The 13,097-nt window shown below is 66.9% G+C and carries 15 protein-coding genes; 7 read left to right on the top strand and 8 right to left on the bottom strand.

The genetic code is table 11. The features are described 5' to 3' along the window. A partial coding sequence (locus B1964_RS11440; protein ID WP_366664276.1) for a peroxidase family protein occupies positions 1 to 861 on the top strand: 861 nt, incomplete at its 5' end. A gap of 71 nt (positions 862 to 932) precedes the next feature. Here the strand turns inward: B1964_RS11440 and B1964_RS11445 are convergent. Further along, positions 933 to 1,466: an FBP domain-containing protein gene (locus B1964_RS11445; RefSeq protein ID WP_079929831.1), complete on the bottom strand. Its 534-nt coding sequence runs from the start codon at positions 1,464 to 1,466 to the stop codon at positions 933 to 935. 335 nt (positions 1,467 to 1,801) lie between these two features. Here B1964_RS11445 and B1964_RS11450 point away from each other — a divergent pair, with 335 nt between their 5' ends. The 5 genes from B1964_RS11450 to B1964_RS11470 all read left to right on the top strand — a co-directional run bounded on the left by B1964_RS11450 (position 1,802) and on the right by B1964_RS11470 (position 6,462). Then, complete coding sequence (locus B1964_RS11450; protein ID WP_079929820.1) at positions 1,802 to 2,395, top strand: class I SAM-dependent methyltransferase; 594 nt, start codon at positions 1,802 to 1,804, stop codon at positions 2,393 to 2,395. A 132-nt stretch (positions 2,396 to 2,527) separates the two neighbouring features. Continuing rightward, positions 2,528 to 3,820: a GTP cyclohydrolase II gene (locus B1964_RS11455; RefSeq protein ID WP_079929821.1), complete on the top strand. Its 1,293-nt coding sequence runs from the start codon at positions 2,528 to 2,530 to the stop codon at positions 3,818 to 3,820. Continuing rightward, positions 3,817 to 5,061, top strand: a complete 1,245-nt coding sequence (locus B1964_RS11460) for a URC4/urg3 family protein (RefSeq protein ID WP_253193964.1) — start codon at positions 3,817 to 3,819, stop codon at positions 5,059 to 5,061. The genes B1964_RS11455 and B1964_RS11460 overlap by 4 nt, the downstream gene beginning before the upstream one ends. Positions 5,062 to 5,106: 45 nt before the next feature. Continuing rightward, positions 5,107 to 5,736, top strand: coding sequence for a uracil phosphoribosyltransferase (upp, locus tag B1964_RS11465; protein ID WP_079929823.1), 630 nt, complete (start codon positions 5,107 to 5,109; stop codon positions 5,734 to 5,736). A gap of 27 nt (positions 5,737 to 5,763) precedes the next feature. Then, the gene (locus B1964_RS11470; protein WP_079929824.1) at positions 5,764 to 6,462 is read left to right on the top strand and encodes a YoaK family protein; all 699 of its coding nucleotides are present in this window, start codon (positions 5,764 to 5,766) and stop codon (positions 6,460 to 6,462) included. 3 nt (positions 6,463 to 6,465) lie between these two features. Here the strand turns inward: B1964_RS11470 and B1964_RS11475 are convergent, their stop codons facing one another. From B1964_RS11475 to B1964_RS11495, 5 genes are all read right to left on the bottom strand, one after another. Then, on the bottom strand, positions 6,466 to 7,059 hold the full coding sequence (locus B1964_RS11475) for a TetR family transcriptional regulator (protein ID WP_079929825.1): 594 nt from the start codon (positions 7,057 to 7,059) through the stop codon (positions 6,466 to 6,468). Continuing rightward, entirely contained in the window at positions 7,056 to 7,955 is a 900-nt protein-coding gene (locus B1964_RS11480) for an ABC transporter ATP-binding protein (RefSeq protein WP_079929826.1), read from the bottom strand. The genes B1964_RS11475 and B1964_RS11480 overlap by 4 nt, the downstream gene beginning before the upstream one ends. Then, positions 7,952 to 8,779 (bottom strand): ABC transporter ATP-binding protein, encoded by an 828-nt coding sequence (locus B1964_RS11485; RefSeq protein WP_079929827.1) that lies wholly within the window; start codon positions 8,777 to 8,779, stop codon positions 7,952 to 7,954. Before B1964_RS11485 ends, B1964_RS11480 begins: the two co-directional genes overlap by 4 nt. Next, on the bottom strand, positions 8,776 to 9,828 hold the full coding sequence (locus B1964_RS11490; protein WP_079929828.1) for an ABC transporter permease: 1,053 nt from the start codon (positions 9,826 to 9,828) through the stop codon (positions 8,776 to 8,778). The genes B1964_RS11485 and B1964_RS11490 overlap by 4 nt, the downstream gene beginning before the upstream one ends. Positions 9,829 to 9,923: 95 nt before the next feature. Next, positions 9,924 to 10,658: a glucose 1-dehydrogenase gene (locus B1964_RS11495; protein ID WP_079929829.1), complete on the bottom strand. Its 735-nt coding sequence runs from the start codon at positions 10,656 to 10,658 to the stop codon at positions 9,924 to 9,926. A gap of 171 nt (positions 10,659 to 10,829) precedes the next feature. Here B1964_RS11495 and B1964_RS11500 point away from each other — a divergent pair, with 171 nt between their 5' ends. Then, positions 10,830 to 11,930 carry a diacylglycerol kinase gene (locus tag B1964_RS11500; RefSeq protein ID WP_014362208.1) on the top strand — a complete coding sequence of 367 codons (1,101 nt, stop codon included), beginning with the start codon at positions 10,830 to 10,832 and terminating at the stop codon, positions 11,928 to 11,930. Here the strand turns inward: B1964_RS11500 and B1964_RS11505 are convergent. Together B1964_RS11505 and B1964_RS11510 are read right to left on the bottom strand one after the other, a co-directional pair. Continuing rightward, the gene (locus B1964_RS11505) at positions 11,923 to 12,474 is read right to left on the bottom strand and encodes a dihydrofolate reductase family protein (protein ID WP_014362207.1); all 552 of its coding nucleotides are present in this window, start codon (positions 12,472 to 12,474) and stop codon (positions 11,923 to 11,925) included. The genes B1964_RS11500 and B1964_RS11505 overlap by 8 nt on opposite strands. After that, positions 12,471 to 13,097 (bottom strand): DinB family protein (locus tag B1964_RS11510; RefSeq protein ID WP_079929830.1); only part of this gene is annotated, 627 nt, incomplete at its 5' end. The genes B1964_RS11505 and B1964_RS11510, both read right to left, overlap by 4 nt.

Raw genomic sequence — 13,097 nt, forward strand, 5'->3', positions numbered from 1 at the left:
GCCGACGTCGACTCGCTGAAGTCGTCGATCCTCGAGTCCGGTCTGTCGGTGGCACAACTGGTCTCGACCGCGTGGAAGGCAGCGGCGACGTTCCGCGGCAGTGACTTCCGCGGGGGCGCGAACGGCGGCCGGATTCGGTTGCAGCCCCAATTGGGTTGGGAATCCAGCGAACCGGACGAGCTGGCACAGGTCATCAGCACCCTCGAAGGAATCGCCGACGCCTTCAACAAGGAGTCCGGTCCGAAGGTGTCCTTCGCCGATCTCGTGGTGCTCGGCGGTGTCGTCGGCATCGAGAAGGCGGCCAAGGCCGCCGGGTTGTCGGTGTCGGTGCCGTTCACACCCGGTCGTACCGACGCCTCGCAGGACGAGACCGACGTCGAGTCGTTCGCCTACCTCGAGCCGCGCTACGACGGTTTCCGTAACTACGAGGGCAAGGGCAACGTACTGCCCGCCGAGTACAACCTGGTCGACAAGGCCAACCTGTTGACCCTCTCGGCACCGGAGATGACGGTGCTCGTCGGTGGTCTGCGCGTGCTCGGCGCCAACTATCAGGGTTCGTCACTCGGTGTGCTCACCGAAACGCCCGGCACGCTGACGAACGACTTCTTCGTCAACATCTGTGACATGGACGTCGAGTGGGCACCGTCGCCGGCCGATGACGGCACTTATGTCGCGACCGATCGGGCGACCGGCGCGCAGAAGTGGACCGGCACGCGGGTGGATCTGGCCTTCGGGTCGAACTCGGATCTGCGGGCATTGGCCGAGGTGTACGCCGAGGACACCTCCACGGAGAAGTTCGTGGCCGACTTCGTCGCCGCGTGGACCAAGGTGATGGAACTCGACCGGTACGACCTGCACTGACCTGGCCGGTCATCGCACCCGATCGGGGGCATCGTCGCGCATGTCGCGTCGGTGCCCCCGATCGTCGTACGTCACCGGGTCACCGGCTCCCCGACTCGGGCGACGAACCGTGCGACCCGCTCGCGTAGCGCACCGATGCGCAGCCGACGTACCCGCTCGGGATCGTCACCGGCCATCGCCGACGACGGCTTGCGTCGCACGTTCTCCGAGCATTCGAAGTTCGCGCAGATGAGGGTTCCGACGGTGTCACCCTTGCGACCCGCGGCGCCCGCGCGCCGCGCGGCGAAGAGGATCACCTCATTGGGTAGCGAAATGTCTTCGCACAGTGCGCATTGCGGTCGCGTGCGGGCCGGGACGGCGCCGGCACGCAGCATGATCCCGGTCGGCTCGGCACCGCCGCCCTCCCCGGAGTCGTCACCTGCGTCGGGGGCGGGAGCGAGAACGAGATACCCGGTGCCCGGTGATTTGGGATCGCGCCAACCGAGATAGTCGAGCCGGTCCCACCGGATGGCGTCGAATCCGTCGGGCATCGGGATCGCTTTGCGTTCACGCACCGAGGTGTTGACGAACGATGCGCGGATCTCTGATTCGGTCATGGGTCGCATGGAAGACTCCTGGGAGATGTGCACCGCGCGAGGGTGAGCTGCCGTGCGGGCGCGGCGTCGACGGCCGGTCGTACGGTGGTGACGTCGCACGGTGGTGAAGGGACGCGGAGCGTGTGTCCGCAGAAATGACTCATCGCGCGAACGCCTCTGTCGGACGTTCGCGGCGTATGCCTGCGGCTATCTGCGGCCGGCGCGTACGCCGGCGACCTCCCGTCGATTCACGTGCGCCAGTGTCATCGTCCGGGGTGCCCGGAGTCAACACGTTTCCCGCCGACAGGCGTGTTGGTTCATGTGCCGCCCCGGGACGTGGGCTCTTCACGTGACACACTCGGCTCATGACCCGATGGGACGGCACGGCGGCGCCACGTGGTGACGACTACGACGACCGCTGGTCTTGCCTGGCCGCCGCGGGCGAGAACATCCACGGTGAAGCCGACCTGGTCGCCGATCTCGCACGCGGGATCGGCGGTCGGCGCATACTCGACGCCGGGTGCGGCACGGGGCGGGTTGCCATCGAGCTGGCCCGCCGCGGTTTCGAGGTCGTCGGCGTCGACGCCGACCCCTCGATGCTGGCGACCGCCCACCGCAAGTCCGGCGACATCCGTTGGCTCCGAGCCGATCTGAGTTCACTCGACGCCCACCTCGACGACCTCTTCGATCTCGTTGTCCTGGCCGGCAACGTGATGATTTTCCTCACGCCCGGCACCGAGGCCGGGGTGCTGCGGCAGTGCGCGTCGAGGCTACGGCCCGGCGGGCTGCTGGTCGCCGGATTCCAGCTCCGCCCGGACCGTCTTGCACTGTCCGACTACGACATCCACGCCCGCTCCGCCGGCCTCGAACCGGTCGGGAGATTCGCCACCTGGGACCGCCGTCCGTTCGCCGGCGGGGCGTACGCGGTGTCGGTGCACTCGCGCCCGGCAGACCGCTGAGATCGGCGCCGATACCCCGGCCCACTCGCCCGGCGGCAGCCCGCGGCAGTGGCTATGCTGGCGGTTTCCCCGAGGGAGGCATCCGGGACACCGGTACCACCGAATTGCCGGGGTAGGTGAAAGGAGTAGCCGATGCCTGCCGCATCCGACAGTTCTGTGCCCGCGGATTCTCGGCCGTCGGCAGTGCGCGCACTCGGGCACATCCGCCTCACCTCGCACAGCGGCGGTGCCGGTGCCCCGGCCATCACCTGGGGTGCGCCGACTGCCCGAGAGCGGGGGCCGGTGATCGCAACCACCACCGACCGCGCCCACCGCAACGTGATCGGGACGCACTCCGGCTCCTACAGCGTCTATCGTGCACTCGCCGTCGCCTCCGGCGCGCTGTCGCGGGAGCATCGGGCCGACCTCACCAACACCTCCCCCACCGACGTCGTCGGGCCGCACCCACAGTGGGCCGACCGCAACGCCATCGTCAGCATCGATCCCTGGGGCGCACTCGTCGCCGAGTCGTTCCCGGAACCCCTCGCCGCGGGATACGACATCCGTCCCACGATCGCGATCACCCAGGCCCATGTGATCCTGCCCGAGATCATCGATGCCATCGCACAGGGCCGCCTGCAGCCCGATGGAGATGTCCTGCTGCCCACCGGCGCGGCACTGGTGACCAAGGCGGCCGTCGAACCCGTGTGGTGGTTACCCGGCATTGCCGACCGATTCGGCTGCAGCGACACCGAATTGCGCCGGGTGCTCTTCGAGGAGACCGGTGGCATGTACCCGGAGCTGGTGACGCGGCCGGATCTGGAGGTCTTCCTGCCGCCGATCGGTGGCCAGACCGTCTACATCTTCGGTGATCCGCAAGGCTTGTCCGATCCTGCCGTCGAACTGACCGCGCGGGTGCACGACGAGTGCAACGGCTCGGACGTGTTCGGCTCGGACATCTGCACCTGCCGCCCCTATCTCACCCACGCGATCGAGGAATGCATCCAGGGAGTCCAGCGCGGCGGGGTCGGTCTGGTCGCCTACTCCCGCAAGGAGGGGCGCGCCCTCGGCGAGGTCACCAAGTTCCTGGTCTACAACGCCCGCAAACGACAGGTTGGCGGCGACACCGCCGATCAGTACTTCGCTCGCACCGAATGCGTTGCCGGCGTTCAGGACATGCGCTTCCAGGAACTCATGCCCGACGTCCTGCACTGGCTTGGTATCACCCGAATCGACCGGCTGGTTTCGATGAGCAACATGAAGTATGACGCCATCACCGGCTCGGGCATCGAGGTCGGCGAGCGCGTCGACATCCCACCCGAACTCATCCCGGAGGATGCGCGCGTGGAGATCGACGCCAAAACGGCCGCAGGCTATTTCACCAGCGGCGCGGTGCCGACCACCGACGACCTGCGTCAGGTGAAGGGCCGGGGGCTGAGCCGATGAGCTCACCCGCTGGTCAGTCCTCGACGCCGTCGGTGGGCACCCTCGACGGGCCCGCCGCTCTTCGGTCGACCGCCGAGATCCGGCGTCGCGCAGGTGATCTCCTCGCCTACGCCCGTGCCGGCCGATCCGCCCATTTCATTGTCGACGACTCCCGCATCGGCACGGTGGTCGAGTTCGTGTCGGCGCTGACGCGCGAGCGCTACCCCGACCTCGACATCCCCTTCCACAGCCGGTGGCGCCACGTCGAGGCCGGCGGCATCGATCGCCCCGCGGAACTCGACGCGCGACTCGGCGACGTCGATGCCGCCGAGCGCGCCCGCACCCACATCGATCTCGCCGTGGTGAGTGTTCTTCTCGACGCCGGCGCCGGAGCCGACTGGTACTTCGACGAGCCGGGCACCGGACTGCGGTTCACCCGCTCCGAGGGACTCGCGGTGGCAAGCGTCCACGCGTTCTTCGGCGGCGTCTTCTCCGGCAGCCACGAAAAGCCCCTACGGGTAGATGCCGAAGGTCTGCGCCTTCTGGATTCGGCGCGCCTGTCAACAGCTTTCGGCATCACCGAGACCACGCCGCTCGTCGGTCTCGACGGCCGACTGCAGGTACTGAACCGGCTCGCCGACGCCATGGCGGCACGTCCCGACGTGTTCGGCACCGGACGTCCGGGCGATCTGTTCGACCACCTCGGAGGCGGCACACGGGACGTCCGGGCACACGACATCCTCACCGCACTCCTCGATCTCTTCGCCCCGATCTGGCCCTCGGACAACCGGATCGACGGCATCGCCCTGGGCGACTGCTGGCGCCATCGTGACGTCCACGGCCCCGGTGCGACCGAGGGATGGATACCGTTCCACAAGCTGTCGCAGTGGCTGACGTATTCGCTGCTCGAACCCTTCGCGGCGGCCGGGGTCGAGGTCGGCGGCCTCGATGATCTGACCGCGTTGCCCGAATATCGCAACGGCGGCCTGCTGCTCGACTCCGGCGTCCTGGCCACGGTGAATCCGGATGCCGCACAGTCGGTGTGGTCGGTCGGCGACGAGTTCGTCGTCGAGTGGCGCGCACTGACCGTCGCCCTGCTCGACGAACTCGCACCACTGGTGGCCGCCGAACTCGGTGTCCCGGGATTGCCCCTGGCATGCGTCCTCGAAGGCGGGACCTGGGCCGCCGGGCGCCGATATGCGGCCCAGCTGCGGGGCGGCCTGCCACCATTGACCATCGACAGCGATGGAACGGTGTTCTGACCCGGGCACCCGGACGTCCACCGACCATCGAAGAAGGGCCACCTGATGAATGCCGTGCACGTCATCGATCATCCACTCGTGCAACACAAGCTGACGCTGATGCGACAGGGCGACACCTCCACCAACGATTTCCGCCGCCTGCTCAACGAGATCGCCACCCTGATGGCCTACGACGTACTCGCCGACATCCCGATGCAGGAGATCACCGTCAAGACGCCGATGGAGGTCACCACCGGCAGGGTGATCGACGGCAAGAAGCTGGTCTTCGCGTCGATCCTGCGTGGGGGAACCTCGATCGCCGACGGCATGCTCACGGTGGTGCCCGGTGCGCGGATCGGTCACATCGGGCTCTACCGCGATCCGAAAACCCATGTTGCCGTGGAGTATTACTTCAAGATGCCTCGTGAGCTCGAGGAACGCGACGTCGTGATCGTCGACCCACTGCTGGCCACCGGACATTCGGCGGTGGCCGCGGTGGACCGGATCAAGGAGTATCGGCCGCGCTCGATCCGGTTCGTCGCTCTGTTGACCTGCCCCGAGGGTCTGGCGATGCTTCACGGCGCCCATCCGGACGTCCCGGTGTTCACCGCGTCGGTGGATCGTGAACTCGATGCCAACGGTTACATCCTGCCCGGTCTCGGTGACGCCGGCGACCGGATCTACGGCACCGCCTGAGCCGAACGAGAGTCAGAGAGCCGATCAATGCCGACGGTACAGACCAGTTCCTCGTTACGATTCGCCTTCCTCGTCACCTGCGCGGGCGGATTCCTCGACAGCTATACCTACCTCGCGCGAGGTGGCGCCTTCGCCACCGCTCAAACCGGGAACGTGGTGTTCTTCGCCGTCGAGATCGCCCAGCGACACCCGATGCAGGCGCTGGCGCATGTGTGGCCGATTCTGGCATTCCTCGTCGGGATCGGGGCGGCGGTGCACATCCGCAAGGGCAGGCTCGATCGCCTACTGCCCCACCCGATCCGGGCGACCGTCGCCCTGCAAGCGGCGATCCTCGCCATCGTCGGATTCATCCCGTCGAGTGCCCCGCACTATACGGTGACGATCCCGATAGCCTTCGTCGCCGCGATGCAGATCGAGATGTTCCGGAACGTCGCCGGGCACAACTACGTCGCCATCGCCACCACCGGGAACCTGATGCGTCTGGTCGAGGCAGCACACGGCGTGGCGGTGGATCGCGACCCGGAATCGCGGCGGCCACTGGCGATCTATCTCGGGGTGGTGGGGATCTTCGCCGGCGGCGCTCTGATCGGCGCACTGACCACACACCTCATCGGCGTCCACGCAGCCTGGATACCTGCGGCATTCCTGGGCGTCACCCTCGCCCTGTTCATCTGGGACGAGCGCGACACCCCCGGCATCGCCGAGACCGACAAACCAGCGCCGTAGCGCTCAGGTCAAGTCGCCGGTGAGATAGTGGGTGATGACCGGACCGACCTGCGCCACGAGCTCGTCGCGATCGGCTGCCACGATCTCGGGCTGTCGGATCACGAAGCGCAGCATAAGAAGTCCGAACATCTGGGAGGCGATCAGCGCCAGTCGCCGCTCTCGGCGGTCGGCGCGGACCGCACCGCCGAGCGCAACCTCCACGATTGCTCCCGGAACGTCCTGCGCCGGGCCGGCGGCATGGTTGGTCGAAGCGATGAGCCGCAGGACGCCGGGAATGTGTGATTGCAACTCCGGTGATTCCCACGCTGCGATGGCCCGTCGCACGAACTCCGGGCCGGCACGCTCGTCGGTCGGCATGTCGACGAACACCACCGACAAGTCGACGGGCGGTCGTAGTGCCTCGGCCACCAGGTTCTTCTTCGGCCCGAAGTAGTGATGGACCAACGCCGGGTCGACACCGGCACGGCCGGCCACGGCACGTACCGTGGTTCGATCGAACCCGTTGTCCGCCAGTAATTCCCGGGTCGCCGTCAGGATCCTCTCGCGAGTGTCGCGCGACTGTCCCGCCGGTGGTCTGCCCCGCGTCCGCCCGGTCATCGCGTTTCCGGGGTGCGGGCGAGAACCAGCATCCGTTCCTCGATGGTCGCCGGGACCGTGGTGACCTCGGCGGAGATGTCGGCATGCGCGAGGATGCCGCGCACCTGCGCCGGATCGGTGTCGGCCACCCGGATGGTCCGGCCGGCCAGGATGACCGGAACACCTGCGCCCTGCAGCGCCGCGAAGGCTCCGCGCCAGTCCGGCGTGTCCACGAGCGCGGCGCGCGTGTCACCGACGACGTCCTCCTCACTGCCCTGCGCGACCAGCCGACCCGCCGACATCAGCAGCAGCCGGTCGCACTCCTGCGCCTCCTCCATGTAATGCGTGGTGACCAGAACCCCCACCCCGGAATCCGCCTGCGCGCGAATGGTGTCCCAGAGCTGCGCCCGGGACAACGCATCCACCCCCGAGGTCGGCTCGTCGAGGACGAGGATGTCGGGATGATGGGCGAGCGCAACCGCGAAGGCGACCTTGCGCTGGGTGCCGAGCGGCAGATTCCCGACGAGGGTGTCGGCGTAGCCCGCGAGATCGGCGGGGACCGTCGCATCACCGTGATAGGCATCCGCGCTGAACGTCATGTTCTCGCGCACGGTCAGATCGCGGTACAGGCCCAGATTCTGGGACACGTAGCCGAGCCGCGCCCGCCGGCGCTGGTCGGGTGGGCCGTCGAACAGGGAGGTCTGCCCGTCGGTCGGCGCGAGTAATCCCAACAACATCCGGATAAGGGTCGTCTTGCCGGCACCGTTGGCGCCGAGAAGTCCGACGACCTCACCCGACTCCACTGACATCGTGACCTCGGACACGGCGACGAAATCACCGAATCGTCGGGTCACCGAACGGCTGCCGAGTAGCGATCCGGTGGCCTCGGGCGTGGTCCCCCGTTGCTCCGCGCTCATGCCGGTGCCCCCTGACTGTTCCGCCGCGCCAAGGAGAGTGCGATCACGATGTCCTCGAGGTCGGGGGCGACCCTGGAATCCGGGGTCGTGTCTTCTTCTGTCGTCCAGTATTCGTGGCGTTGGTGGCCGCGCCGCCACGACCAGTCTCGTCGCACCGGGGTGGCGCCCTCGGTGATGATGCCGGGGAAGCCTTCTCGCACCGAATCGTAGGATCCGTCGACGAGTACGTGACCGTCGTCGAGCACGACGAGATCACCCGCGCGCTCGGCCTCGTCGAGGTAGGTCGTCGACATCAGGACGGCGGTCCCCGCCGCTGCCGTCTCGGCGATCATGCCCCACAGATCGATCCGACTCACCGGGTCGACGCCGGTACTCGGTTCGTCGAGGATCAACAGCGGTGGGCGGTGGATCATGGCCATCGCGGTGCCCAGCTTGCGTCGCATACCGCCGGACAGGTCCCGCGCCATCCGGTCGGCCGCCACGGACAGACCGGAACACTCGATCAATTCGTCACGGCGCGAACGGAGTTGCTCTCCTCCGAGTCCGTAGATGCCGCCGACGAAGTCGAGATTCTGCCGGACGGTCAGAGCTCCCCAACTGCCCGGACCGGCCGCGAGGAATCCCACGTGCTTCTTGGGTGGACGGTGCACCTGCCCGGAATTCGGCTGCACCTCGCCGGCGAAGAGCCGCAGCAGTGTCGACTTTCCGGCTCCGTCACCACCCACGATGGCCACGATCTCACCCTCGTGAGCGCGCACGCTCACCGAATCCAGAGCCGTGGTCTTCCCGAACGTCACGGTGACGTCCTCGGCCCCGATCATCATGCGGCCTTCTCCTGGGCCGCGCGTCGATGACCGGTGCCCGGCGCAAGGTCACGACGGAACCGCATGGTTGCCGCGGTGAACACGATGACCGCCATCACGGCGAGTATCAGCAGCGGCAGCCACAGCGTCGAGATGGGCGCCCCACGCAGCATCACCCCCTGCGAGATCATCGTGAAATAGGTCAGTGGCAGCAGATACCCGATCCAGCGCACTCCCGCGGCCATCGCGTCGAGCGGAAAGATCATGCCGGACAACAGGATCTGTGGAAGCAGAAAGAAGAAGGCGGTTTGGATGGCCTGCCCGGTGGCCTGGGAGATCGTGGATATGAACACCCCCAGACCCAGCACCACGAACAAGAACAACGCGGCGCCGATCGCGAAGGTGAGCACGTTGCCGTTGAACGGCACGTCGAACAGGAGCATGCCGAGCACCGTCACGATGATCATGTCCACGGCCGCGACCAGGAAGTAGGGCACGATCTTGCCGAGGATGACCTGGGCAGGCGAGATCGGCATCACCGCAAGCTGTTCGAGCGTCCCGGTCTCGCGTTCACGCACCAGTCCGATACTGGTGATGATCGTGCCGATGAAGGTGAGGATGAGACCGATGATCGCGGGCACCATCACCCACGACGTCTTGAGCGAGGGATTGAAGAGCACCTCGATGTGCACCTTGGCACCGAACTTGTTGAGGGCACCGACCGCCGATTGCGCGGCAAACAGATTGGACCCGTCGACAAGTGCCTCGATGGGCGCCGTCGGCGAGTCGCCGGTCACCATCGCGACGTCGACCTTGTTGTCACGCAACATGTCCCGGGCATCGGCGGCAGTGTCGTCGGTCGACTTGTCGGTCACCTCGAAGTAGGACGGCAGACCGGCGGCGACGGTGTTCGCCTGCGGTCCAACCACCGCCGTCTGTACGGAGGAGACGTAGAAGTTGGCGGCGTATCCGAAGATCACCAGCAACAGCAACGGCATCGCAACCAGCAGACCGAGCGTGCGCTTGTCGCGCACCAATTCGCGGAATTCCTTGATGATCATCGCTCGCATACCAGCGACGGTAGGTCCGCCCAGGTCACAAAGTCAACAGTTGTTGAATTAATTGTCCGAATCGTGGCGCGGCCGACGGTTGCGCGGACGCGAGATCATTTGTGGGGTACGTCGGCCGACAGACCACCGTCCATCACGAACTCGGCGCCGGTGGCGTACGACGATTCGTCGCTGGCCAGGAACACCACGAATGTCGAGACCTCGGCGGATTCGGCAGCGCGTCCCATCGGGACCTTGACCATGTCCTCGGGAATCCCCTCGGTCATCGGCGTCCGGATGAGGCCCGGGTGGATCGAGTTGACGCGGACGTTGTGCGGCGCGAGCTCGAGCGCGGCCGACTTGGCCAGCCCGCGCACACCCCACTTGGACGCCACATACCCATGCGCCCAAGGACTTCCGCGCAGCCCCTCGACCGAGGACACGTTGATGATCGACCCACCGCCCGCCGCGATCATCGGGTCGGCGACGGTCTGTATGCCGAGGAACGTGCCGGTCAGGTTGACGTCGATGATCTGCCGCCACTTGTCCAGACGAAACTTCTGAATCGTCGAGCCGTTGACGATACCGGCGTTGTTCACCAGCACATCGACCTTGCCGAATTCCTCGACGGCCGTGGTAACCGCGGCCTGCCACTGCTCCGGATCGGTGACGTCGAGATGCACGAAGCGTGCGGCCTCACCGAGTTCGGCGGCCAAGACAACGCCTTCGTCGTCGAGGATGTCGCCGATGACGACCTTCGCCCCCTCCGCCACCAGAGCGCGCGCATGCGAGGCGCCCATCCCACGCGCACCGCCTGTGATCAGTGCAACCTTGCCGTCGACTCGTCCCATGCGAGCAACCCTACCGCGCAGCATCTCGAATGAGAACACGTTCTAGCCAGTTCGGCGAGAACGTGTTCTACTGATATGGACACCAGACCAGACAGTTGTTCACCACGGGTGCCGGAAGCGAAGCGAGCGGGCCTGGTTTTCGCGGTCCGGCGCCGCGGCAGGGAGGCAGACATGGGAGATGTTGGCGACCCGGCGATCCGGGTGGCGGTGGTGGGAACCGGCAACGCCGGACGCCTCGCGCTCGCCCAGGTCATCGCCGATCCCCGCTTCGATCTCGTCGCCGTCGGTGTGCACTCCCCGGAGAAGGTCGGCCTCGACGCCGCGACGATCACCGGTGCCGCGGACACCACCGGGGTGGTGGCGACCGAGGGTCTCGATGCGGTGATCGCGGCGTCACCGCAGTGCGTCGTGTACTGCGCGATGGGCGACACCCGTCCGATCGAGGCGACGGCCGACGTCGTGCGGCTGCTCTCGGCGGGCATTCACGTGGTCGGCTCCGCGCCCGGACCGCTGCAGTATCCGTGGGGTGCCATGCCGCCCAAGGCCATCGACAAGGTGGCCACCGCCGCGCTCGACCACGATGCCGCGGTGTTCATCACCGGTGTCGATCCCGGTTTCGTCAGCGACCTGATCCCGCTCGCGTTCAGCGGAACCTGTCAACACGTCGAACAGATCCGCTGCATGGAGATCGCCGACTACGCGACCTACGACGGCACCGAGGTGATGGTGGATGTGATGGGTTTCGGCGCTCCGCTCGATCAGACCCCGATGCTCTTCCTGCCCGGCATCCTGGGACTCGCGTGGGGAACCTCACTGCATCAGATCGCCGCCGCGATGGATGTGACCATCGATGAGATCGTCGAACGTCACGAAAGCGAGCCTGCCCCCGAAGATTTCGAGGTTGCCACCGGAACCATCGCGAAGGGGACGAGGGCCGCGGTGCGCTTCGAGATCATCGGCATGGTCGACGGCAAGCCCGGGATCGTCATCGAACACGTCACCCGCTTGCGTGGCGATCTCCGGCCGGACTGGGCGCAGCCCGCGCAACCGGGCGGCTGCTACCGCGTGGAGATCACCGGCGAACCGTCCTATCGCATCGACATCTGTCCGACGAGCCGCAAGGGCGACCACAACCACGCCGCGATCGTGGCCGCCGCGGGCCGTATCGTCAACGCCATCCCGGCGGTCGTGGCCGGCCCGGCGGGCATTCGCACAACCCTGGACCTACCGCTGATCAGCGGGCCGCGGTTGACCCCGACGGCGCTCACCTAGCTTCGTCGGGCCCGACCACTTCGTAGCGGGCACAGACGAATGCCTCGTTGCGACCGTGGTCGATCAACCGGAGATCGGCGGGGCGGGTGAACAGCGGACGCCCACTGCCGAGCATGACCGGGGCGATGTTGACGATGATCTCGTCGAGCATGCCGGCCTCCGCGAATTGGGCCGCCAGATCCCCTCCCCCGACAACCCAGATGTCTTTGCCGGCAGCGGCGTCGAGGAGGGTCTGTCGTCGATCGGCGAGCGGGCCGGAGACGAAGCGAATCGACGGCGCGACCGGCTCGAGGTCACGGTGGGTGAACACGAATGTCGGTGTCGTATACGGCCATGGTTTACCGCCACCGACCTCGTGGTCGACCACCCACCGGTAGGTCGTGGCCCCCATCACCACCACCCCGATATCGCCGATGAAGTCGGTGTAATTCATCGGGCCGGTCTCGTCGATGGGCTGACGCAGCAGCCATCCGAGGTCGTCGTGGTCGTCGGCGAGAAACCCGTCGAGCGTCGTCGCGGTGTAGTAACGGAATCGAGTGCTCACGAGAGTCCTCCGGTTCGGTTGCGGTGCCACATGATCGGGTCGGGGTCACGGTGATCGGGTGAGAGATCGACGCCCGCGTCGCGCATCATCATCCGGACGAGAACACGCCGGTGGGCGGCGAAGGTCAACACATGCGCGACGATCTCGGACAGCAGGAACGATTCCGGCGGTTCACAGATGGCGTCGATCACGCGGTCGGCCCAGGCGTGGTGACGATCGATCTCCCGGATCAGCGCGAGCCAACGACCCGAGACCTCCTGGTGCAGTGCGATCAAGGCGTCGAGGCCGGTCGGGATGTCGGCCGGCGCATCGTGGCCCTCGATTGCGGCTAGCCACGGCACCTTGTCGGCGACCAGGTGCGCCAGCACCTGCGCGATCGAGTCGTCCGGACCCTGCCAGTCGCTGATCCGGTGCTCCGGCAACCTGATTCGCTCGTACTCGGCGGCCTCGAGTCCCGTGGCGGCATCGAGCAGCGCAGTCACGTCGTCGAGGTCGTGTCGTACCATCAGCGCCACCGGATTGCCCGCGGTCTCACCGTATCCCGCGGAGGTGCCCGCGCCGTCGCAATCCTCGACATACAGACCGGTGGGCGAATGGAAGTGGATACCGTTGGGGGCGGGGAG

This window comes from Gordonia sp. i37, from assembly GCF_002043085.1.
In the GTDB taxonomy this organism is placed as follows: domain Bacteria; phylum Actinomycetota; class Actinomycetes; order Mycobacteriales; family Mycobacteriaceae; genus Gordonia; species Gordonia polyisoprenivorans.